The following is a 20,665-nucleotide window of genomic DNA, read 5'->3' as shown; positions in this document are numbered from 1 at the left end:
GGCTGTTTCGCCCTGGGTGGGGCGGGGCGGCGGGACGATGCGCTTGGCGCGCAGGTCCTTGATGACCAGCCGGGTGATGGTCTTGAGCGCGTCCATCACGCCGCGGCCGTTGGCGGCGGCCGTCTCGAAGTCGGGGACGCCGCGCGGGTTGAGCTCCCGGCGCAGCTCCTCCACGGAGAGGATGTTGTCCAGGTCCCGCTTGTTCCACTGCATCACCAGCGGGAAGCGGTCCAGGCGGATGCCGTTCTCCAGGAGGTTCTCCTCCAGGTTGGCCAGCGACTCGCGGTTGGCGTCCATGGCCTCCGCCTGCGAGTCCGCCACGAACACGACGCCGTCCGCGCCCTGGAGCACCAGCTTGCGGGTGGCGTTGTAGAAGACCTGTCCGGGCACGGTGTAGAGGGCCAGGCGCACGGAGCAGTCGCCCACGCGCTCCACCTTCACCGGCAGGAAGTCGAAGAACAGCGTCCGGTCGCCTTCGGTGGCGATGGACATCATCTCGCCGCGGTGGGCCGGGCGAACGGTCTCGTAGACCTTTCGCAGGGTCGTCGTCTTCCCCGACAGGCCGGGGCCGTAGAAGACGATCTTCGCGGCCACTTCGCGGGCCATCAGGTTCACGCTGCTCACGGTGTCAGCTTACCTAGAACGACTCGGCGCCCGGCGCCAGTTGCGGGGCGAACATTCGCGGGCGTCCCGGCCCGGTGCTCGGCCGCGAGCAGGGCGAAGAGGGCCGCCTCCTTCGCCTCCTCGGGGAAGCCCAGCACGTCCAGCCGCTCCAGCGGCACCGGGGCCAGCCGCGCCCGCAGGTCCGCCATCAGCACCGGATTCCGCGTCCCGCCGCCGGAGACATACACCGCCTCCAGCCGGGGAAAGCGGGGCCGCACCCAGGTGTCGAAGGCGCGCGCGGTGGCCTCCACGGTGAAGGCCCGCGCGGTGGCCATCAGGTCGTGGGGCCGCTCCGGGGCCGCCGCCCAGAGCCGGTCCACCAGCGGTTCGCCAAAGCCCTCTCGGCCCGCGCTGCGCGGGGGGGGCCGCGCGAGGAACGGATGCGCGAGCAGCTCCTCCAGCAGCGCGGGGAGCACCTGGCCCCGGGAGGACAGGCTCCCGTCCCGGTCGCATGCGAGCTGTCCCTGCGTCACCCGGCGCGCCAGGCCATCCAGCACCATGTTCGCGGGCCCGGTGTCGAAGGCGAGCGTGTCGTCCACGTGCTCGCCCACGACGCTGATGTTGGCGATGCCGCCCAGGTTGAGGAACGCGCGCGTGACGTCCGGCCGCTCGCGGTTCCGGAAGACGGCCCAGTCCAGATAGGGCACGAGCGGCGCACCCTGGCCGCCCACCGCCATGTCGCGGGTGCGGAAGTCGCTGACGACGGGCAGGCCGGTGCGCTCGGCGATGACGGCCGCTTCGCCAATCTGGAGCGTGGAGGCGATGGCGGACAGGTCCGAGGGCAGGTGGGCCATCGTCTGGCCGTGCGAGCCGACGACGTGGACGTCCTCGCGCTTCACGCCCGCGCGCGCGATGACGGCCAGCACGGCTTCAGCGAAGCGCTCCCCCAGCTCGAAGTTGAGGGCGCAGAGGCTCCGGGCGTCCTGGGGGCCCAGCACCCGCGCGACCAGGTCCGGCGTGAAGGGCTGCGAGACATGCGCGAGCAGCTGGAGCTTCAAGTCCGCGCCGGTGCCGTCCACCCGGCACAGCGCCGCGTCCGCCGCGTCCACGCTGGTGCCGGACAGCACGCCCACGCACAGCCGGGGCGGCAGGGAAGGGGAGGGTGGCGTGGCGGGGCGCATGCCTCAAGTCTAAAGGCCAGTACCCACGGCCGCCGGACCCCGGCCTGTAGGGCACCTCGTGTGTCTGGGAATGAAGCCCTCGGGGACGGCTCCTGTTCAGCTTCCGGAATGGCACCTGTCGGATTCCGGAGGGACCGGGCCTTCCGCCCCTTCAGCGCGACGGGCGCCGACGCGGCCGTTGTCCTGAAGCCGCTCGGGCCACCGCCGGGCGTTCGAGCCCTCGCAAGCCCGCATCCTTCAACTGGCGCCGGGCCTGGGCCGCCGGAAGCCCCGTGAAATGCATGGCCAGCGCCAGCTTCACGTGGTCGCCCGCGGCCTGGAGCAGCGCCGCCGCCCGGGCCGGGGACAGGTCCGTCAGCTCCGCGACCATGCGCACCGCGCGGGCCCGCAGCTTCGTGTTCGTGGGGCGCACGTCCACCATGCGTCCCCGGTACACGTGGCCCAGCGACACGAAGGCCGCGGTGGTGATGGCGTTGAGCACCAGCTTCGTCGCCGTGCCCGCCTTCAGCCGCGTGGAGCCCGCCACCACCTCCGGCCCCGTGCGCGCCAGCACCACCGTGTCCGCGCGCATGGCCGGCCCCGGCGGGTTGCAGCACACCAGCACCGTGCTCGCCCCCTGCTCGCGGGCCTCGTCCAGCGCGCCCCGGACATAGGGCGTGGAGGCCGACGCGGTGATGCCGCACACCACGTCCCGAGCCGTCGCCCGGAACGCCCGCACCGCCCGGGCCCCCGCGGCGACGTCGTCCTCGGCGCCCTCCACGGCACGCGTCAGGGCCCGCCGGCCGCCAGCCATGGCCGCCTGGACCCGCGTCGCCGGGACACCGAATGTGGGGGGACATTCGCTCGCGTCGAGCACGCCGAGCCGACCGCTGGTTCCCGCGCCCACGTAGAGCAGCCGGCCGCCAGCGCGCAGCGCTTCCGCCACGGCCCGGGCCGCCGCCGCGATGGACGGCAACGCCTCACGGACCGCGCGGAGCGCGATCAGGTCTTCTTGATGCAACCGTCGGACGACCGCCTCGACAGGGAGGAGGTCCAGGTCATCCGCACGGGGATGGAGCCGTTCGGTGGGCGGTAGCGCGGACTTTCGAGCGCGCGTCATGCCCACCGGAAGGCTCCCGGACTTCAGGCGGCCTTGGTCACCTTGCCCGCCTTGATGCAGCGGGTGCAGGCCAGGACGCGCTCGATGCTGCCGCTCACGTTCGCGCGCACCTTCTGCAGGTTCGGCAGGGTCCGCTTCTTGGTCTTGTTGTTCGCGTGGCTGACGTTGTTACCCACCAGCGGACGCTTCCCACAGAGGTCGCACTTCCACGCCATGACTGCTAACTCCTTGAAAACTGGGGCGTTCGACAGCAGCCCATAAAAGAGCGGCGGACCCTACCAGAAACAGGCCGGAAATCCAGCCGGATCCGACCCGGGACCTATCCCTTGAGCGGATCCTTCTTCTTCAACATCTCCTGAACCAGCCTCGCGGCCCGCATGCCCGCGAGCAGCTCGCCCTCCAGGCCCAGGCCGGGCAGCACCTCGCGGCCCGCCAGGATCACGTTCTTCGCGGGCGTGCGCTGCTTCAACCCCGTGACGCCCAGGAAGGCTTCCGTTTCGAAGCTGTAGAGCGGGTGGGGCATGAGCCGGCTGCCGCGCACTCCCCCGGCGTCCAGATAGGGGACCGAGCGCAGCGCGCGGTGCTGCTTCGTGAAGGGCATCAGCCGGTCCAGGTGCTCGTCGATGCGCTTCGCCAGCGCCTGGAGGTGCTCCTCGCCCTCTTCGCGCGCGGAGGCCGGGACGAAGGCGCCCGCGCACAGCACGCGCACGCCCTCCACGTCCTTGTGCCCGGAGGCCGCGGCCGTGCGCGCCGGGTGCTGCTGCACGAGCAGCGGGCCCAGCTCCGCGTCCTGCGTGTCCACGAGCACCAGTTCGCCCATGCCGCGCGGGAGCGCCGCCTCCGGCACCACCCAGTTCACGCTGAAGAGCAGCGACTTGATGTTGGACTGATCCAGGTGCTCCAGCAGGCCGCGGTGGTGCTTCTTGTCCGTCACCAGCCGGCGCAGCGCCCCGGAGTCCGTGGCCGTCACCAGGCACGACGCGCGGTAGAGCGTGTCCGAGCGCACCAGCTTCACGCCGGAGAACTTGCTGCCGTCGAACGCGAGCTCCTCGACGATGAAGCCCGCCGGGTTGTCGCGGCCCAGCACGTCGCCGCCCAGCTCCGTCAGGCGCCGGGTGAGCACGTCGCGCAGGGCGTCCATGCCGCCGGGGTACGTGGACGGCGCGGTGAGCACCTGGGACAGGGCCCGCGTCTGCGCCAGGGGCGCGCCAGGCTTCTCCATGTGGACGAGGAAGGGCAGCAGGCCGCGCACCAGCGACAGCGCCGGCTCCTCGCCCGCGATCCGGGGCGTGGCCTCCAGGGCCGGGTGATCCTTGATCTGCCCCTTGAGCTTCCAGCCCTCGAAGAAGCCGTCGGGCGGCAGCTGGGGGCCGGCCTTGAAGAAGGCGTCGGTGGCCTCGTGCTGCGCGGCGCTGCCCGCGAGCGCGCCCTGGATGCCCTCGCCGGCCTCGCCGAACTCGCGCGTCAGCTCCGCGCGGCGGCGGGCGGCGTCCCCGACCAGGTCCACCCGGTTCCGGGGCAGCACCAGCTGGAGCTCCGGCGCGTGGGGGCGCAGCGCGCGGCCGATGGCGGTGGACAGGCCCAGCTCGTTGAGGGCCTCGTCCACGGCGGGCATCGCCTTGAGGGGCGGCGCGACGAAGGGGGCGTAGGGCAGCACGAAGCCGTCGTGCTCGTAGCCGGGCCCCATGCCGTCGTGCTCCACCAGCAACACGCGGTGGTTGCGCTTCGCCAGGAGCGCGGCGGCGAGCGCGCCTCCGACCTGGCTGCCCAGCACGATGACGTCGTACACGTGCCGGGACGGGCCCGAGGGGAGCTTGAGTTTGGCGGCGGACGTCGACATGGCCGCCGAACACTACACAACGTCACCGCGTCTGGCGCCCTTTTGGCGCCCTGGGGCGTGCCGGGGGTGGGGCGTATGTGCCCCCTCAGACCCTGGACTTGAACAGGCGCGCGAGCAGCTCCGGGGGCAGCGTGTCGAAGTCCGGGGCGGTGTAGTGGGCTCCCGCGTTCTTCAGCGCCTCCGCGGTCGTGGTGGTGGTGATGCCCACGGTGACCATGCCGGCGGCGCGCGCGGACAGCACGCCGTTGATGGCGTCCTCGAAGGCGAGGCACGACTCGGGGGGCACCTGGAGGGCCTTCGCGGCCGCGAGGAAGATGTCCGGCGCGGGCTTGCCGCGCTCCACCTGTTCAGCGCCGACGACACAGGCGAAGAGCGCACGCACGGCGAGCCCGTCCAGCACCAGCTCGCGGTTGTCGTGCGGCGCGGCGGTGGCCACGGCCAGGAGCAACCGCGCGTCACGCAGGCGGTGCAGGAAGCCCTCCGCGCCCCGGTGCAGCGCCAGGTAGGGCCGGTAGATGGCGCGGTAGTGGGACTCCTTCTCCTCGGCGAGCGCGTCCAGCTCCGCGACGGAGAGGGTGCGGCCCAGCAGCTGCGGGAGGATCTCCTCGTTCTTCTTTCCCGCGAACTCGTTCTGGAAGCGTTCCGCGGTCAGGCCATCCAGACCGAGTTTCCGGGCGAGCGTCACCCAGGCGCGGTTGTGGAAGTCCATGTTGTCGACGAGCGTGCCATCCATGTCGAAGACGGCGGCGAGCAGGGGGGCGGCTGCGGAGGTCATGTTCTCCCCAATACCGATTTCCGCCGCCATGTCACCCCTGAATCTCCCATGCGAGCCCCTTCCGGGCTGATATCCCCCACGGCATGAGCGAGGACGTGCTGCAGGAGACTCGGGGGGCCGTGGGCCTGGTCACCCTCAACCGACCGAAGGCGCTCAACGCGCTCTCCCTGGAGATGTGCCGCGCGCTGCATCCCCGGCTGGACACCTGGGCGGCGGATCCGTCCGTGAAGGCGGTGGTGATCCGCGGCGCTGGAGGCCGGGCCTTCTGTGCGGGAGGAGACGTGCGCGCGGTGGCCAGTTCGGCCGCACGGTCGGACGCATCCCTGTCGCGCGAGTTCTTCCGTGCGGAGTACGCGCTCAACCATCGGATCCACCACTTCCCCAAGCCGTTCATCGCGCTGGTGGACGGCATCTGCATGGGCGGTGGGTTGGGGCTGTCCGTTCACGGGGCCTTCCGGGTCGTGACGGAGAAGCTGGTGCTCGCGATGCCGGAGACGGCCATCGGCATCTTCCCGGACGTGGGCGGTGGCTGGTTCCTCCCGCGCTTCCCAGGCGAGGCAGGGACGTACCTGGGGCTCACCGGCGCGCGAGCTGACGCGGCGGATGCGCTGTGGTTGGGGTACGCGACGCATCGGGTGGAGTCCTCGCGGCTGGAGGACGTGGTGGGGGCGCTGGAGGCCGCGGACTGGAGCGGGCCGGGGCGCGAGGTGGCGGCGCGCGTGCTGCGGGGCTTCCATCAGGACGCGGGTGCCTCGGGGCTCGCCGCGCGAGCGGAGGTCATCGACCGGTGCTTCCAGGGGAACCGCGTGGAGGACATCCTCGCGGCGCTGGAGCGTGAGGGGACGACGTGGGCGGAGGAGACTCGCGCGACGCTGCTGCGCATGTCGCCCACGAGCCTGCGGGTGACGCTGCGGCAGCTGCGCATCGGGCGAGGCCAGGACTACGACGCGACGGCGCGCATGGAGTACCGGTTGAGCCAGGCGCTGACGCAGCGGCCGGATTTCCAGGAGGGGATCCGCGCGGTGCTGGTGGACAAGGATCAGAAGCCGCGCTGGAGGCCGGCCACGCTCGCGGAGGTGGGCGACGCGGAGGTGGAGGCGTGCTTCGCGCCCCGGCAGGGTGACGAGCTGGTGTTGCCCGCGCCAGGCTGATCAACGCGCGCGGGGACGGTTACAGGTCCTCGTCGCTCACGACGGTGCGCCCGTCCGCGCGAAGCAGCGCGGTGGTGATGCCTTCACCCGGGCGCAGCACGCCCGTCTCGTAGACGCGCTGGCTGCCGCACGAGGGGCTCTTCTCCTTCAGGAGCGCCACCGTGACGTCGAACCGCCGGGCAGCCTCCAGGGCCTGCCGGGCGCCGTCCTGGAACGCGGCGGTGCGGTCCTCGCGCGTCTCCCGCGTGACGGCCCGCGCACGGCCGGCCCAGACGTCCACGCCCGTGCCACCCGCGAGATCCACGGGGGGACGCGGAATGCCCAGGCCCGCGGCGGCCTCCGGGCAGATGGGGATGACGGCCTTGCCCTCAAGCGCCGCGAGCACGCGCTCCGAACGCTGCGAGCGTCCGTCGTAGCGGCACGCCTCGCCCAGCAGGCACGCGCTGACCATCACCGTGGGGGCCGCGCGCAGGGCTTCTCGGCGAGCATCGCGGGCTGACGCCCCGCTTTGATCCGAGGGCGCCTGCTCGGCCGCGCTCGTCACTTCGGGCGCGGCATGCGGCGGTGCTCCTGCCTTCGTCACTTCGGGGCACCCGGGCTGCGGAGCGCCATGCCGTCACCCGTCACCCTCGCGTCCACCTTCGTGCGTGTCCCGTCCAGCGACACCGCGCCCGTCACCGCCAGCCGCACGGCCAACGGGTACAGCCGGTGCTCCTCCGCGAGGATGCGCGCGCTGAGGCTCGCCTCGTCGTCCTCCGGGAGCACGGGCACCGCCGCCTGCGCGATGATGGGGCCCGTGTCCGTGCCCGCGTCCACGTAGTGCACCGTGCACCCGGCCACCTTCACGCCGCGCTCCAGCGCCTGCCGTTGCGCATGCAGGCCCGGGAACGCCGGCAGCAGGGAAGGGTGGATGTTGAGCACTCGCCCCGGGAAGCGCCTCAGGAAGTCCGCGCTCACCAGCCGCATGAAGCCCGCCAGACACACCCACTCGACGCCCGCGTCCGCCAGCACGCCGAGCACCGCCGCCTCGAAGTCCGCCTTCGACCCGAAGCCCTTGTGGTCCACCACCTCCGCGCGCACGCCTGCCTTCCGGGCGCGCTCCAGCGCGAACGCCGTGGGCACGTTGGACAGCACGCACGCCACCTCGGCCGGGAAGTCCGCCTGCCCGGCCGCGTCGAGCAACGCCTGCAGGTTGCTCCCGCCGCCGCTGACGAGCACCCCCAGCCGCGCCCGCCGCGCGCTCATGGGTCGATGACCGCCGTGGCCTCGCCCTGGCCCGCTTCCACCCGGCCCACCTCGGACGCCTCCACGCCCCGGGCGCGCAGCACCTCCAGCGCCTTCGCCACGTCCTCCTTCGCCACCACGACGATGAGGCCCAGGCCCATGTTGAACGTGCTGAACATCTCGTCGCGCGCCACGCCGCCCGTCTTCGCGATGAGGTCGAAGATGGCCGGCTTCTTCCACGTGGACTCGCTCAGCACCGCGCGCGTCCCGTCCGGCAGGCACCGGGGCAGGTTGCCCGGGATGCCGCTGCCGGTGATGTGCGCCATGCCCTTCACCTTCACCGCCTGGCACAGCGCGAGCGCGTCCTTCACGTAGATGCGCGTGGGCTCCAGCAGCGCGTCACCCAGCGGCCGGTCCAGCCCCTGCGGCGTCATGTCCAGCGGCAGCTTCGCGTCGTCCAGCAGCACCTTGCGCGCCAGCGAGTAGCCGTTGCTGTGCAGCCCTGACGACGTGAGCCCGATGAGCGCGTCCCCCGGCTGCACCGTCTTGCCGTCGATGATGGCGGACCGCTCCACCACGCCCACGCAGAAGCCCGCGACGTCGTACTCGCCCCTCGCGTAGAAGCCCGGCATCTCCGCCGTCTCCCCGCCCAAAAGCGCGCACCCCGCCTGCTCGCAGCCCAGCGCGATGCCCTTCACCACCTCCGCCGCGGCGTCCACCTCCAGCTTCCCCGTGGCGAAGTAGTCCAGGAAGAAGAGCGGCTCCGCGCCACAGGTGAGGATGTCGTTCACCGACATGGCCACCAGGTCGATGCCCACCGTGTCGTGGCGCCCGGCAAGGAAGGCCACCTTCAGCTTGGTGCCCACCCCGTCCGTGCCCGCCACCAGCACCGGCGCCTGGTACTTGCCGGGCGGCAGTGCGAACAGGCCGCCGAACCCACCCACTCCGCCCAGGACTTCAGGGCGCGTGGTGCGCGCGGCATGGGGCTTGATCTTCTCGACGAACGCGTCGCCGGCCTCGATGTCTACTCCGGACTGCTTGTAGGTCGTTCCCACGGGCCGGCCTTGTATCCCTCCCGGGGGCCCCTGTCTCGGGCCTCGGAAGCGACGTGTCGGGTTTGCGGCGGCGCGCTGCCCCCGGGCGCCCGCACGATATCGGTCTGGGATATTTGACCGGTGGGGTGGGGGCTGATTGACTCGCGGGCCAGATGGGCGCCGAGGAAACCCTCTTTCAACGTTTTGGCAAGGAGTTCCCCAAGGGCACCGAGCTCTTCCGCGAGGGAGAGATCGGCAAGGAGATGTTCGTCATCCAGTCCGGGAAGATCGCCATCTCCAAGCGCGTGCGCGACGTGGAGAAGGTGCTCGCGGTCCTGGGCCCGGGCGAATTCTTCGGCGAGATGGCCATCATCTCCAACAAGCCCCGGAACGCCTCCGCCGTGGTGCATGACGACGCGAAGCTGCTCGTCATCGACCCCAAGACCTTCGAGGCGATGATCCGCGGCAACGCGGAGATCGCCGTGCGGATGATCAAGAAGCTGGCCGAGCGCCTCTCCGAGGCGGACGCCCAGATTGAAAACCTGCTCCACGGCGACCCCGCCAGCCGCGTCGTGCATCAAATCCTCCAGGCCTGCCAGACGCGCGGCCGGCCGCTGGAGGAGGGCGTGGAGGTGGACTTCGCCATCCGGGAGATGCCCCGGCAGATTGGCGTGGGCGAGCCCGCCGTGCGCAGCATGCTGGAGCGCCTGGAGCGCGCGGGCCTCATCGAGCGCAGCGGTGACCGGGTGACCGTGTATGACACGGCCCGCCTGCATGACTTCCTCAACTACCTCGAGATGAAGTGGAAGTTCGGAGACCTCTAGCGTGAAGCTGCAAGTCCTCGGGTGCCACGGCGGCGAGCTTCCCACGTGCAGGAGCACCTGCTTCCTCGTGGACGACGTGCTCGCGCTCGACGCGGGCGCACTCACCGGCACGCTCTCGCTGGATCAGCTCTGCAAGGTGGACGACATCCTCGTCGGCCACAGCCACTTCGACCACGTGAAGGACCTGCCGCTGCTGGCCGACCTGGTCATCGGCCGCAGGGACAAGCCCGTCACCATCCATGCCTCCCGCGAGTGCGCGAAAGCGCTGCGCGAGAACATGTTCAACAACGCGCTGTGGCCGGACTTCACGCGCATCCCCACGCGCCACAAGCCCGTCCTGGCCATCAAGACCTTCCGCGCCGGCAGCACCTTCCAGGTGGGCCCCTACACCGTGAAGAGCGTGCCGGTGAGCCACCCCGTGGAGTCGTGCGCCTTCATCATCAGCGACGGGAAGTCGGCGCTGGCCATGAGCGGCGACACCGGCCCCACGGACAAGCTGTGGAAGGCGCTCAACGCCACGAAGAACCTGAAGGCGCTGCTCTTGGAGACCAGCTTCCCCAACAGCCTCCAGGCCCTGGCGGACATCTCCGGCCACCTGACGCCCGCCACCGTGGGCTCGGAGCTGCGCAAGTTCGAGCGCAACGGCGCGCAGGTGATGCTCTACCACCTGAAGCCCGCCTTCGTGACCCAGCTCAAGAAGGAGCTGGCCCCGCTGCCCGTGAACGTCCTGGAGCTGGGCGAGACGTTCCAGTTCTAGGGACGTGCCGCGGCGCGGCGTACGCGGGTATTGACGGCCAGGGGCCGGCGGATTAACCCCCGGGCCTCATGGCCTGGTTCTCCAAGAAGCCCCGCATCGCCGTCGACGAAGAGAAAGCCGCCGAGCCCCAGCCCTCCCGCATGCAGGGCCTCTGGGCCAAGTGCGAGCAGTGCGACGAGATCATCTACCGCCAGGAGCTCGAGAAGAACTGGATGGTGTGCATGCACTGTGAGCACCACCACGCCTGGACGGCTCGCGCGCGCCTCGCCGCCACGCTGGATCCGGACTCCTTCGAGGAGTTCGACAAGGAGCTGGAGCCCCAGGACCCGCTCGGCTTCACCGACTCCAAGAAGTACAAGGACCGGCTCAAGTCCACGCGCAAGAACCTGGAGGAGAACGACGCGTTCATCTCCGGCGTGGGCCGCATCGAGGGACACCCCGTCTCCATCGGCTCCTTCGTCTTCGAGTTCATGGGCGGCTCCATGGGCTCCGTCGTCGGTGAGAAGGTCACGCGCGTGTTCGAGCGCGCCTTCGAGCTCAAGTGCCCCGCGGTGGTGTTCTCCGCCTCCGGCGGCGCGCGCATGCAGGAGGGCATCTTCTCCCTCATGCAGATGGCGAAGACGTCCGCGGCCATTGCCCGCTTCCGCACCAGCGGCAAGCCGTACGTCTCCGTGATGCTCAACCCCACCACGGGCGGCGTGGCCGCGTCCTTCTCCTGGCTGGGCGACATCATCCTCGCGGAGCCCAAGGCCCTCATCGGCTTCGCCGGCCCGCGCGTCATCGAGCAGACCATCCGCCAGAAGCTGCCGGAGGGCTTCCAGCGCTCGGAGTTCCTGCTGGACCACGGCATGATCGACGCCATCGTCCACCGCAAGGACCTGCGCGCGAAGCTGGGGCAGATCCTCGGCATGCTGGGGTAGGGCGGCGGGCCTTCCACCCATGGACGCGCCCCGCGCCGCCCCCCGGACTCCGGAAGAGGCCCTGCGCTTCTTCCAGGCGCTCAACCCCTCCGGCATCAAGCTGGGGCTGGAGCGGGTGAGGGACGCGCTCGCCGCGCTGGATCACCCGGAGCGGGACTACCCGGCGCTGCACGTCGCCGGCACCAACGGCAAGGGCAGCACCTGCGCCTTCGTGGCGAGGGCGCTGGAGGCCGCCGGGCACCGCGTGGGGCTCTACACGTCCCCGCACCTGGTGCGCGTCAACGAGCGGATCCGCGTCCGCGGTGAGGACATCCCGGACGGCGTCTTCGGGCAGCGCATCCTGGAGGTCCTGGAGCGCTACCCCTCCGCGCTGTCGGATCCGATGACGTACTTCGAGTTCGGCACCGTGGTCGCGCTCTGGCACTTCTCCCGCGAGCGCGTGGACGTGGCCGTGCTGGAGACGGGCCTGGGCGGCCGGCTGGACGCCACCACCGCCGCGAACCCCGTCGTCACCTGCGTCACCCCCGTGTCGTTCGACCACATGGAGTACCTGGGCCACACGCTCCGGGAGATCGCCGGGGAGAAGGCCGGCATCTTCAAGCCCGGTGTCCCGGGGGTCCTCTCCCGGCAGGAGCCGGAGGCCCTGGACGCGCTCCTGCGCCGCGCGGAGCAATTGGCCGTGCCCGTCCAGGTGGAGGGCCGCGACTTCGGCATCGTCCCCGGGGCCGATGGGGCGCTGTCGTATCGCGGCTCCGCCTGGTCGCTCGACGGCCTCACGCTCGCGCTGCGCGGTCCGTATCAGCACCAGAACGCGGCCGTGGCCCTGGCCTGCCTGGAGGCTCTCCAGGCCCGGGGCGTGAGGGTGACGCCGGAGGCCGCGCGCGAGGGGCTGGCCACGGCGCGCTGGCCGGGGCGGCTGGAGGAGGTGTCCCAGGGGCCGACGGTGGTGGTGGACGGCGCCCACAACCCGGCGGGCGTGGCGGTGCTGCTGGAGGCCCTGGACTCGCTCTATGCCGGGCGGCCGTTGCACCTCGTGTTCGGGGTGGTGGCGGACAAGGACCGGGGGCCGATGATGCGAGCCCTGTTTCCGCTGGCGGCCTCCGTGCACCTCACGCCGCTGGACACGCCGCGCTCGCTTGCCCCGGAGCGATACCTCGCTGAAGCACGGATTTTGTGTTCACGGGTCGTCGCGCACTCCTCCCTGGAGGAGGCCCTTGCCGGAGCGAGCGCCGATGCAGTGGGTCGTCCGGACGGCGTGGTCCTCGCTACAGGCTCACTGTTCCTGGTAGGCGCCGTGAAGCGATGGGTCGACCGAAGCCTTGGCGCGATGCGGTATCAGCAGTAACTTTGCGACATGCGCCTGCCGGACTGGAGATCAGCGCTCCCTGGACCTCCGATGCCCACCGTCGACGAGGTCGATTTCCGGGCGCTGTACTCCAAGACCAACTACGTGGTGGAGACGGCGGACGGCTGGTCGCTCGTCATCACGCGTTACCGGCCGGTGAAACAGGCGTTCGCGCAGCCGCTGTTCGGTGAGCCGCTGCTGCTGGTGCACGGCTTCAGCCAGAACCGGCACACGTGGACGAGCGGCCAGTTCGTCAAGAACCTGCTCTTCTTCGGCGTGGACATCCACATCCTGGAGCTGCGCGGGCACGGCAAGAGCTCCATCGCCTTCCAGAAGGAGCGCGCGGAGCGCTTCAAGCGCCCGCTGCCGCAGGACCTGGACTACGGCTGGGACCTGGACAGCTACTTCCTCTACGACCTGCCGGCGGCCGTCTCCGGCGTCAAGCGCATCACCCGCCGCGAGCGCGTCTTCTACTGCGGCCACTCCATGGGCGGCATGCTGGGCTACGGCTACGCCGGCATCCACGACGACTTCGAGGGGCTCATCACCATTGGCTCGCCCGCGGACCTGGGGCGCGGCTTCGCGCTGTTGCGCCTGCTGGCGCACGGCTCGCCGCTGCTCGCGGGCGCGGTGGACATGACGCTGGGCGGGCTGAACCTGAACCGCCGCGCGTCCTCGCTGGGCCGCTCGCTCCTGGCGAAGGGGGCGGGCGCCTTCAGCCCCGCGCTCCAGAAGCGTCTGGAACCGGATGCTCCCAGGTCGCTCGTGTTCAACGCGGTGCCGGTGGACGTGGTGCTCAAGTGGGTGGAGCGCCAGCTGGCGCAAGCGGACGAGTCCGCGCTGTATCAACGTCTCACGCGCAAGCTGAACCGGCTCATCAACACCGAACGCGTCAGCCGCGACGACATCCGGTGGCTGCTGCGCGAGGGCGGCGAGCGCGAGCCCCGCAAGGTGATTGAACAGTTCGCCCGGTGGATCCGCCGGGGCGAGATGGTCTGCTACCGCACGGACTACGACTTCAAGCGCGGCTTCGGGAAGATTGAGATCCCCATGGCCATCATCTTCGGGGACATGGACCCGCTGGCGTCCGTGGAGTCCACGCGCAGCGTCTACCGCGCCGCGAAGAGCGAGTACCTGCTGTGGCGGCCGGTGAAGGGCAACAGCCACGTCGAGCTCACCATGGGGCACGACATCCGGCAGATCTGCTACGACATCAAGAACCTCATCGAGTACACCCGCACGCACCGCACGCGCTCGCCGTCCATGCCGCGCTTGCGTTGAAGCGCGGACGTTCCGGCCAGATTGAAAAGTTGGTGCCTCCCGGGTGCGTGATAATTTCGCGCGCGTCTGTCTTCTGACGCATGTCACGGGAGGGGTCGATGAAGGGCTTGGCGGTGTCGCTGTTCGGGTTGTGGCTGGTGCCCCTGGTGGCGCTGGCTCAGCAGCCGGTGGACTACAACACCATCACGTCCGTCACCGTCAGCGGCGGGACGGTGGAGATCACCGGCAGCAAGAAGGCGGACTTCAACAGCTTCACCATGACGGACCCGCCCCGGCTCGTCATCGACGTGTCCGGCGCCGTCTTCAAGGACGTGCCGGAGGAGCTGCCCGTGGGCAACGGCACCGTGACGGGCATCCGCACGCAGGCCTATGGCACGGAGTCCTCGTCCATCGCGCGCATCCTCATCGGCTATGAGCGCGAGGTGGAGACGGACATCCAGACCTCCGGCAACAAGCTGGTGGTGAAGGTCCTGGGCAGCGGTGGCGGCGCGGCCGTCGCGCAGCTCACTCCCGCGGAAGGGCAGGGCGCCCCCGCGCAGGGGGACACCGCGGCCAACACCCAGGCCGGCGCCAACGCGCAGGACGCGGCCCGCGCCGCCGCGTCGGACCGGGAGGCCCAGGAGAAGGCCGTGAAGGCCGCCGCCGACGCCGCCCGGGCGGACCGGGAGGCCCAGGAGAAGGCCGCCGCCGAGGCCGCCGCCCGCGCCAAGGCGGATGCGGACGCGGAGAAGAAGCGCCAGGAGGAGGCCCAGGCCTCCGCGAAGCGCCAGGACGAGGAGCGCCGCGCGTCGGAGCAGGCCGCCGCCGCGGAGCGCAAGCGCCAGGAGGAGGAGGCCCGGGCCGCCGCGAAGCGCGCAGAGGATGAGCGCCGCGCCACCGCCCAGGCCGCCGCCGACCAGAAGCGCCAGCGGGAGGAGGAGGCGAAGGCCGCCGCCCAGGCCGCCGCGGATGAGAAGCGCGCAGCCGCGCAGGCCGCCGCCGAGGAGCGCCAGGCCGCCGCGAAGACGGCCGCGGAAGAGAAGCGCTCCGCCGCGCAGGCCGCCGCCGAGGCGAAGCGCCAGAAGGACGAGGAGCGCCAGGCCGCCGCGCAGGCCCGCCGCGAGGAGCAGCAGTCGGCCCGCGAGGCCGCCGCCGAGGAGAAGCGCCAGCGTGCGGCGGAGGCCCGTGAGCGCCGCGAGCAGGCCGTGGCGGCCCGTGAGTCGCGCGCCCGCCCCAGCCAGGGCAGCGCCGCGGCCGCGTCGCGTGAGAGCGGCGGGGGCGCGGTGTCGTCGCGCCGCAAGACGATGACGCAGATTGGCTTCCAGCAGCAGCCGGACAGCTCTCGCGTCTTCGTGCGCACCAACGAGCCGGTGCGCTACACGGTGAACGGCTCCGGCAAGCAGGTGGTCCTGGAGCTGGAGAACACGCGCGTGGTGGAGTCCAACAACACGCTGCCCCTGGACACGCACTTCTTCCCGTCGGCCGTGTCGCGGGTGGAGGCGTTCTCCGGCGCGGGCCAGACGGTGCGCGTCGTCATCCAGCTGAAGCAGGGGGTTCGTTATGAGACACGCCAGGAAGGCGGCCTCATCACCCTCGACTTCCCGCGCCCGGGCCGGTAGGACGGAGCGGGCGCCGTTGCCGGCACGGCGCCCACCGCCCACGCCTCCCGCATGACCTTCCTTGCCCCGGTCGTCCTGACGCTCTGGGTGTCGGCCCAGATTCCGCTGGCCACGCAGGTGGAGCTCCCCACCGGCGAGGTCGTGGAGCTGGCCGCCGACTACGTCGTCTTCGAGAACGACATCCTCACCGCCCGGGGCCACTGCGAGCTGCGCAGCGGCCCCAACGTGCTGCGCGCGGATGAAGTGACGTACAGCGAGGCCACGCAGGTGGCCACCGCCACCGGCAACGTGATGTTCGTCAGCGGCCTGATGGCCGCCATCGCGGACGACGTGCGCGTGGACCTGCGCTCCAACGAGGCCAACGTGAAGGGCGGCCTCTTCATGCAGAAGAAGGGCGTCACCCCCGAAGCGCTCCAGGCCGCCAAGACGCCGGACGAGCTGCGCAAGATGGGGGAGACGCCCGTCCTGATGAGCGGCACGCGCATCCGCCGCACCGGGGAGACGGCCTTCTCCGTGGACGGCCTGGCCTTCACCCCGTGCCAGTGCGGCCCGGGTGAGCCTGGCTGGCGCGTGGAGGCGAAGGAGGCCAACGTGAAGATGGGCGAGCGCGCCATCCTCACCTGGCCCGTGGTGTACGTGCGCTCGGTGCCGGTGTTCGCGCTGCCGTGGCTGTACCTGCCCCTGGCTGAGCGCCGCTCCGGCCTGCTCATCCCCCGCCCGGCCAACTCCGGCCTCAACGGCTTCTCGCTGGAACAGCCCGTCTTCCTCACGCTGGGGGAGAGCTACGACCTGACCTTCACCCCGGGCATCTACACGGGGAGCAGTGACCTGGACACGCTCCAGGTGGACGCGGCGGGCAACCCCATCTTCGAGCCCCGTCTCAACGGCGTGAAGGGACCGCGGCTGCTCACCGAATTCCGCTACGTCCCCAGCGACCGCACCCGGGGCCGCGCCACCCTGGGGTTCCTCTACGACCTGCGGCCCCGGCTCAATCCGACCACCTTCGTGTTCATGCGCGAAGGGGGCACCGATTCCGGCGCCATCCTGGACGACAAGCGGGGCCTGCGCGGCGAGGCGTCCTGGCAGCACACGCAGGACATGGGCGACGGCTGGCACGACCGCGTGGACGCGTACTTCGTGTCGGACGGCTTCTACACGCGCGACCTCACCGCCGACCTGCTGGTGCAGAACACCAACTACCTGCGCAGCACCGCCGTGGTGTACCAGCGCCGCGACGACCGCTACCTGGGGCTGGACGTGTCGCTGCGCCAGGACCTGCGCTACCCGTTCCGCTTCTTCCAGACGAACACCATCCCCGCCGAGGCCACGGACGACAACGTCGCCAGGACCCCCCACGGTCCCACGACGTTCCAGCGCCTGCCGGGCATCACCCTGGCCCTGCCGCAGCGGCCCCTCTTCGGCGGGCGCGTGATGGGCGGAATGCAGGTGGAGTACTCCCGGCTGGCCCCGCTGCGCAGCGGCGGCTTCGCGGACGACGGCTCCGACGGGCTCTACTCGCTCAACGGCTACTGGCGCCCCGAGGGCACGCCTCCGGAGGGCGCGGCCGTGGTCGATGAGCTGGAGGGCAACGGCCGCCTGGACCCCACCGAGCGCGAGGGCCGTGACCGCGTGGCGTTGGCCTCGCGCCTGTCCACGTCCTACGGGCTGGGCAACTGGGGCCGGCTGACGCCTTCCGTGGGGCTTCGCCAGGACGTGTCCGTGGGCGAGGTCTCCGGCCGCACCGCCGCGCGCGGCTATGCGCTGGCGGACCTGGTGCTGGACTCGCAGCTGGCGCGCACCTTCGCGGACCGGGACACGCTCTACCGGCACACGCTGTCCCCGTCGGTGAACCTGCGCTACGTGCCCGGCGGCTGGGGCCACGGGCTCACCGCCCTCAACGGCATCGGCACCAGCACCGTGCCGCTCATCTATGACGAGTGGGACTCCGCGGTGCCGCTCCAGTCCGACGGCAGCGTGCGCGGCTTCCTCCACGCCGTGGTCGCCGTGGACCAGACGTTGCGCGTGCGCAAGGGGCCCACGACCCGCGAACCGCTGCGCCTGCGCATCGGCCAGGGCTTCGACCTGTCGCGCGTCGCGCCCGTCGCGGGCCGGGACACCGTGCAGGGCAGCGTGCTGCGCGACACCTTCGCGCGCCTGTCCGCCAGCGCCGGCGTCATCACCGCGGGCGGGCTCGTGCGCATGGACCCGACGACGCTCGACATCACCCAGCTGTCCGCCGACTTCACCATCGACAACGGCAAGGGCAATGCGCTGTACGCGCGCTACGACGACCTGCTGGCCGTGAAACAATTGTCAATTGATCGTGGGTTGGATCCTCTGGCACAAGGACCCGATTTCGCGCGCCGGGGATTGGACATGCTGGTGGGAGACGCACCTCGTCCCCTCCCGTCCCACCCTGACCAACTCGACCCCTCTCCGACCGAACGGGCACAGGCTCTCACTGTCGGTACGCGAATCAAGCTCGGATTCGGGCTCGGGTTGCGATACGAAGCACTTGTGCAGCCGCTTTATAAGGATTCGACAACCCAGGAAAGTCAGCCCCTCGCACAGCAGACCTTCGGCGTGTCGTATGGACCCGCCTGTGACTGCTGGCGCATCGAGGGGGTGGTGATCCTGCGGCGCAATCAGACGCCGGAATTCGCCGGCGTGAACTTGAGTGTGGCCGGATTCGGATCCTTCGGGTCGGGTGGATAGGAATCACCCGCCGTACGCGAGCGTTGCACACACCTCGGAAACATCCCCCCTAGAGGAGAAGTACTTCGTGTCGGATCTCGGAAAAAGAATTGGCCAGCGCATTCGCGAGCTTCGCACGCAGCGCCCGGAGCGATGGACGCAGGAGGAGCTCGCGGAGCGAGCGCAGATCAGCGTGTCCTTCCTGTCGATGATCGAACGCGGCGAGCGCGTGCCCCACGTGGAGACCCTGGCGGCCCTGTCCAACGCCCTCAGCGTCAGCCTCGGGGAGCTCTTCACGGGCACCGAGCAGACGCCCGCCCAGACGGAGGACCTGCTGCGTCCCCTGTCGGACTTCGCCCGTGCGCGCGGCCTCAACGCGCGTGACGTGGACCGCCTGCTCGGCGTGGCCCGCGTGATGTTCAACGGCTCGGCGGCCTGAGTCCCCTCCCGGGGAGGGCCCTTCCCCGTGCGTGTCCCTTCCGCCCGCCTCCCCCTCGGGCGCGGCGGAGGGCCCCACGTAAGGATTGACCCCGGAGCCCCGCGTCCGTAGCGTGGCTGGCTGATTCTTGAATCAACCAGCCGTGGGAGGACGCGTGGGCCAGCAGAAGACGGCGCCGGAGAGCGGGACGCGGGAGAGCGAGCGCCGCCGCACCATCCTGCGGGCCGCCATCGACGTGTTCGCCCGCAAGGGCTACCACGGCTGCCGTATCGCGGACGTCGCCAAGGAGGCGGGCGTCGCGTACGGGCTCGTCTACCACTACTTCAAGAACAAGGATGAGCTGCTGGAGACCGTCTTCGAGACGGGCTGGAGCGGCTTCATCGCGCGTGCGCGCGCCGTCGCGGAGAGCGAGGGGCCGCTGGTGGAGAAGGTCCGCCGCATCGCGGACGTGGCCTTCGAGGCCTACCGCGTGGATCCCCGCGCGGTGAAGGTGCTGATTCTTGAGATTGCCCGCTCACCGGCCGGAGCCCGCATCAACCGGCAGACGGCCTTCGTGGACGTCATCCGCCTGAGCGCGCAGATGTTCACCCGCGCGAAGGAATCGGGGGAGCTGCGCCCGGACGTGGATCCGCTGCTCGCGTCCGCGCTGCTCTTCGGCTCCATCGAAATGGGGCTCACCGCCTTCGTCGTGGGGCTGGCGGACGCGCGCGACACGGTGATGCTCGAGCGCGCCAAGGCGCAGATCGCCGACTCGTTCCTCCACGGCGTGCTGCTGAGCGGCGCGTCCTCCAAGGCGGAAACCACGAAGCACGCATCCACGCCGCACGAGCTTCCGCGGGGTGATGAGCCGCAGGACGCGGCCCCGCCGAAGCGGGAGAAGGCCGCGCCCAAGCCCCGGACGCCCAAGCGCGGCTGAAGCAGGCCGCGCGGCGCGCTACGGGTTGCCCAGGCCGGGCGCGTTGGTGGCCACGCCCGGCGCTTCCGGAGCGCCGGTGAAGTCCAGCTTGAGCAGCGTCTGGCCATCCACCCAGCGGTCATCCGCCTTCACGCCCCAGTGGAGGTGCGGGCCGGTGACGCGGCCGGTGCTGCCGACGAGGCCCAGCGGCTCTCCCTGCTTCACCTTCGCGCCGTCCTTCACGTCGATGCGCGACAGGTGGAAGTACGCGGTGTAGAGCCCCGCGCCGTGGTGCACGAGCACGGTGTTGCCGGACGCGTAGTTGTCGCGCGACATCACCACCGTGCCGTCGTTGGCGGCGACCACCGGCGAGCCCGTGGCGCCATCCAGGTCCACGCCGAAGTGCTGCGTCTGCAGCTTGCCGTTGAACGAGCGGCGGTCGCCGAAGGGCGCCGTCACCGTGGCCTCGCGCGGCCAGGCGAAGTTCTGGCCGAACAGCGGCGTGACGAAGGGCTGCGCGAACGCCGCGGCGAACGCCTTGCGGTCCGCCTCCATGCGCGCCTTCACCGCCTTGGGCGGCTTCACGTACTTGTTGGCCACGCGCAGCTCGCGCTCGCGGAAGCCCGGCGCGCCCACGTTGAGCACGCCGGACAGCAGCACCGGCAGGCCGCGCCCGGGGGCCGTGACGTCCACCGCCACGGTGCCTTCCGCCTGCTCCACCGGCAGGCTGGTGAGGGCCGCGTAGCCGTTGTTCCACGCGAAGAAGCGCAAGGGGCGGCCCGCCATGCTCCCCGTGGGCAGCGAGGACGCGCCGCTCACCGTCACCAGCACCGGATCACCCGGCTTGGGGTTGGAGGGTTGCAGCGCCAGGCGCGGCCCGTCCACGGGCGCGACCTTCAGCGGCGCCAGCTCTCCCTGGAGCACGGCGGAGGAGGCGGTGGGCGTGGCGGCGAGCGCCGGAAACCCGGAGGCGAGCAGGGAGAGGACGAGGAGGCGGACGGCGGG

General features: G+C 71.1%; 20 protein-coding genes. 10 read left to right on the top strand and 10 right to left on the bottom strand.

All coding sequences use genetic code 11. The annotated features are described in order from the left end of the window. The 6 genes from D7W82_RS28105 to D7W82_RS28080 form a co-directional block, all read right to left on the bottom strand. Window positions 1-624 (bottom strand): ATP/GTP-binding protein (locus tag D7W82_RS28105; RefSeq protein ID WP_233587978.1); only part of this gene is annotated, 624 nt, incomplete at its 3' end. Beyond that, window positions 621-1,784 carry an anhydro-N-acetylmuramic acid kinase gene (locus D7W82_RS28100; RefSeq protein WP_120621287.1) on the bottom strand — a complete coding sequence of 388 codons (1,164 nt, stop codon included), beginning with the start codon at window positions 1,782-1,784 and terminating at the stop codon, window positions 621-623. The genes D7W82_RS28100 and D7W82_RS28105, both read right to left, overlap by 4 nt. Window positions 1,785-1,935: 151 nt before the next feature. Next, window positions 1,936-2,883, bottom strand: a complete 948-nt coding sequence (gene murQ / locus D7W82_RS28095; RefSeq protein WP_120621286.1) for an N-acetylmuramic acid 6-phosphate etherase — start codon at window positions 2,881-2,883, stop codon at window positions 1,936-1,938. A 23-nt stretch (window positions 2,884-2,906) separates the two neighbouring features. After that, the gene (gene rpmB / locus D7W82_RS28090) at window positions 2,907-3,098 is read right to left on the bottom strand and encodes a 50S ribosomal protein L28 (RefSeq protein ID WP_014398134.1); all 192 of its coding nucleotides are present in this window, start codon (window positions 3,096-3,098) and stop codon (window positions 2,907-2,909) included. Between the two features lie 104 nt (window positions 3,099-3,202). Next, on the bottom strand, window positions 3,203-4,723 hold the full coding sequence (locus D7W82_RS28085) for an NAD(P)-binding protein (RefSeq protein WP_120621285.1): 1,521 nt from the start codon (window positions 4,721-4,723) through the stop codon (window positions 3,203-3,205). Between the two features lie 85 nt (window positions 4,724-4,808). Further along, window positions 4,809-5,498, bottom strand: coding sequence for an HAD family phosphatase (locus D7W82_RS28080; RefSeq protein ID WP_120621290.1), 690 nt, complete (start codon window positions 5,496-5,498; stop codon window positions 4,809-4,811). An 83-nt stretch (window positions 5,499-5,581) separates the two neighbouring features. Between D7W82_RS28080 and D7W82_RS28075 the strand changes: the two genes are divergently transcribed. Further along, a complete protein-coding gene (locus D7W82_RS28075; protein WP_120621284.1) occupies window positions 5,582-6,649 on the top strand; it encodes an enoyl-CoA hydratase/isomerase family protein in 1,068 nt (355 codons plus the stop codon). Window positions 6,650-6,668: 19 nt separating this feature from the next. Here D7W82_RS28075 and D7W82_RS28070 read toward each other — a convergent pair whose 3' ends face one another. From D7W82_RS28070 to purM, 3 genes are read right to left on the bottom strand one after another with little or no spacing between them, the layout of a single operon-like run. Further along, window positions 6,669-7,232 carry a DUF523 domain-containing protein gene (locus D7W82_RS28070; RefSeq protein WP_233587977.1) on the bottom strand — a complete coding sequence of 188 codons (564 nt, stop codon included), beginning with the start codon at window positions 7,230-7,232 and terminating at the stop codon, window positions 6,669-6,671. After that, window positions 7,229-7,894, bottom strand: a complete 666-nt coding sequence (gene purN / locus D7W82_RS28065; protein WP_120621282.1) for a phosphoribosylglycinamide formyltransferase — start codon at window positions 7,892-7,894, stop codon at window positions 7,229-7,231. The genes D7W82_RS28070 and purN overlap by 4 nt, the downstream gene beginning before the upstream one ends. Further along, window positions 7,891-8,928, bottom strand: a complete 1,038-nt coding sequence (purM, locus tag D7W82_RS28060; protein ID WP_120566513.1) for a phosphoribosylformylglycinamidine cyclo-ligase — start codon at window positions 8,926-8,928, stop codon at window positions 7,891-7,893. Before purM ends, purN begins: the two co-directional genes overlap by 4 nt. 152 nt (window positions 8,929-9,080) lie before the next feature. Here purM and D7W82_RS28055 point away from each other — a divergent pair, with 152 nt between their 5' ends. The 9 genes from D7W82_RS28055 to D7W82_RS28015 all read left to right on the top strand — a co-directional run bounded on the left by D7W82_RS28055 (window position 9,081) and on the right by D7W82_RS28015 (window position 19,681). Beyond that, window positions 9,081-9,731, top strand: coding sequence for a Crp/Fnr family transcriptional regulator (locus D7W82_RS28055; protein ID WP_014398127.1), 651 nt, complete (start codon window positions 9,081-9,083; stop codon window positions 9,729-9,731). Window position 9,732: 1 nt separating this feature from the next. Then, a complete protein-coding gene (locus tag D7W82_RS28050; RefSeq protein WP_120621281.1) occupies window positions 9,733-10,488 on the top strand; it encodes an MBL fold metallo-hydrolase in 756 nt (251 codons plus the stop codon). A 68-nt stretch (window positions 10,489-10,556) separates the two neighbouring features. Then, window positions 10,557-11,408, top strand: a complete 852-nt coding sequence (gene accD / locus D7W82_RS28045) for an acetyl-CoA carboxylase, carboxyltransferase subunit beta (protein ID WP_120621280.1) — start codon at window positions 10,557-10,559, stop codon at window positions 11,406-11,408. Window positions 11,409-11,427: 19 nt separating this feature from the next. After that, window positions 11,428-12,753: a folylpolyglutamate synthase/dihydrofolate synthase family protein gene (locus tag D7W82_RS28040; RefSeq protein WP_233587976.1), complete on the top strand. Its 1,326-nt coding sequence runs from the start codon at window positions 11,428-11,430 to the stop codon at window positions 12,751-12,753. A gap of 9 nt (window positions 12,754-12,762) precedes the next feature. After that, window positions 12,763-14,034, top strand: coding sequence for an alpha/beta fold hydrolase (locus D7W82_RS28035; protein ID WP_120621279.1), 1,272 nt, complete (start codon window positions 12,763-12,765; stop codon window positions 14,032-14,034). Between the two features lie 98 nt (window positions 14,035-14,132). Then, window positions 14,133-15,632, top strand: a complete 1,500-nt coding sequence (locus D7W82_RS28030; RefSeq protein ID WP_171426301.1) for an AMIN domain-containing protein — start codon at window positions 14,133-14,135, stop codon at window positions 15,630-15,632. Between the two features lie 51 nt (window positions 15,633-15,683). Next, window positions 15,684-18,347 (top strand): LPS-assembly protein LptD, encoded by a 2,664-nt coding sequence (locus tag D7W82_RS28025; protein WP_120621277.1) that lies wholly within the window; start codon window positions 15,684-15,686, stop codon window positions 18,345-18,347. A gap of 67 nt (window positions 18,348-18,414) precedes the next feature. Continuing rightward, window positions 18,415-18,765, top strand: a complete 351-nt coding sequence (locus D7W82_RS28020) for a helix-turn-helix domain-containing protein (protein ID WP_014398120.1) — start codon at window positions 18,415-18,417, stop codon at window positions 18,763-18,765. Window positions 18,766-18,919: 154 nt separating this feature from the next. After that, the gene (locus D7W82_RS28015; protein ID WP_120621288.1) at window positions 18,920-19,681 is read left to right on the top strand and encodes a TetR/AcrR family transcriptional regulator; all 762 of its coding nucleotides are present in this window, start codon (window positions 18,920-18,922) and stop codon (window positions 19,679-19,681) included. 18 nt (window positions 19,682-19,699) lie between these two features. On the opposite strand, the gene D7W82_RS28010 is transcribed toward D7W82_RS28015, so the two are convergent. Beyond that, a partial coding sequence (locus tag D7W82_RS28010) for a M23 family metallopeptidase (protein WP_147439589.1) occupies window positions 19,700-20,665 on the bottom strand: 966 nt, incomplete at its 5' end.

The sequence above is a fragment of the Corallococcus sp. CA049B genome, assembly GCF_003611685.1.
In the GTDB taxonomy this organism is placed as follows: domain Bacteria; phylum Myxococcota; class Myxococcia; order Myxococcales; family Myxococcaceae; genus Corallococcus; species Corallococcus coralloides.
The sequence above is the reverse complement of the archived record's forward strand: the minus strand, read 5'-3'. Positions and strand labels throughout refer to the sequence as shown.

What these genes read in the sequence shown, in the direction of transcription:
- D7W82_RS28100 (WP_120621287.1), bottom strand. Translation starts at nt 1,784, where the DNA reads ATGCGCCCCGCCACGCCACCCTCCCCTTCCCTGCCGCCCCGGCTGTGC.
- murQ (WP_120621286.1), bottom strand. Translation starts at nt 2,883, where the DNA reads ATGACGCGCGCTCGAAAGTCCGCGCTACCGCCCACCGAACGGCTCCAT.
- rpmB (WP_014398134.1), bottom strand. Translation starts at nt 3,098, where the DNA reads ATGGCGTGGAAGTGCGACCTCTGTGGGAAGCGTCCGCTGGTGGGTAAC.
- D7W82_RS28085 (WP_120621285.1), bottom strand. Translation starts at nt 4,723, where the DNA reads ATGTCGACGTCCGCCGCCAAACTCAAGCTCCCCTCGGGCCCGTCCCGG.
- D7W82_RS28080 (WP_120621290.1), bottom strand. Translation starts at nt 5,498, where the DNA reads ATGACCTCCGCAGCCGCCCCCCTGCTCGCCGCCGTCTTCGACATGGAT.
- D7W82_RS28075 (WP_120621284.1), top strand. Translation starts at nt 5,582, where the DNA reads ATGAGCGAGGACGTGCTGCAGGAGACTCGGGGGGCCGTGGGCCTGGTC.
- purN (WP_120621282.1), bottom strand. Translation starts at nt 7,894, where the DNA reads ATGAGCGCGCGGCGGGCGCGGCTGGGGGTGCTCGTCAGCGGCGGCGGG.
- D7W82_RS28055 (WP_014398127.1), top strand. Translation starts at nt 9,081, where the DNA reads ATGGGCGCCGAGGAAACCCTCTTTCAACGTTTTGGCAAGGAGTTCCCC.
- accD (WP_120621280.1), top strand. Translation starts at nt 10,557, where the DNA reads ATGGCCTGGTTCTCCAAGAAGCCCCGCATCGCCGTCGACGAAGAGAAA.
- D7W82_RS28040 (WP_233587976.1), top strand. Translation starts at nt 11,428, where the DNA reads ATGGACGCGCCCCGCGCCGCCCCCCGGACTCCGGAAGAGGCCCTGCGC.
- D7W82_RS28035 (WP_120621279.1), top strand. Translation starts at nt 12,763, where the DNA reads ATGCGCCTGCCGGACTGGAGATCAGCGCTCCCTGGACCTCCGATGCCC.
- D7W82_RS28030 (WP_171426301.1), top strand. Translation starts at nt 14,133, where the DNA reads ATGAAGGGCTTGGCGGTGTCGCTGTTCGGGTTGTGGCTGGTGCCCCTG.
- D7W82_RS28025 (WP_120621277.1), top strand. Translation starts at nt 15,684, where the DNA reads ATGACCTTCCTTGCCCCGGTCGTCCTGACGCTCTGGGTGTCGGCCCAG.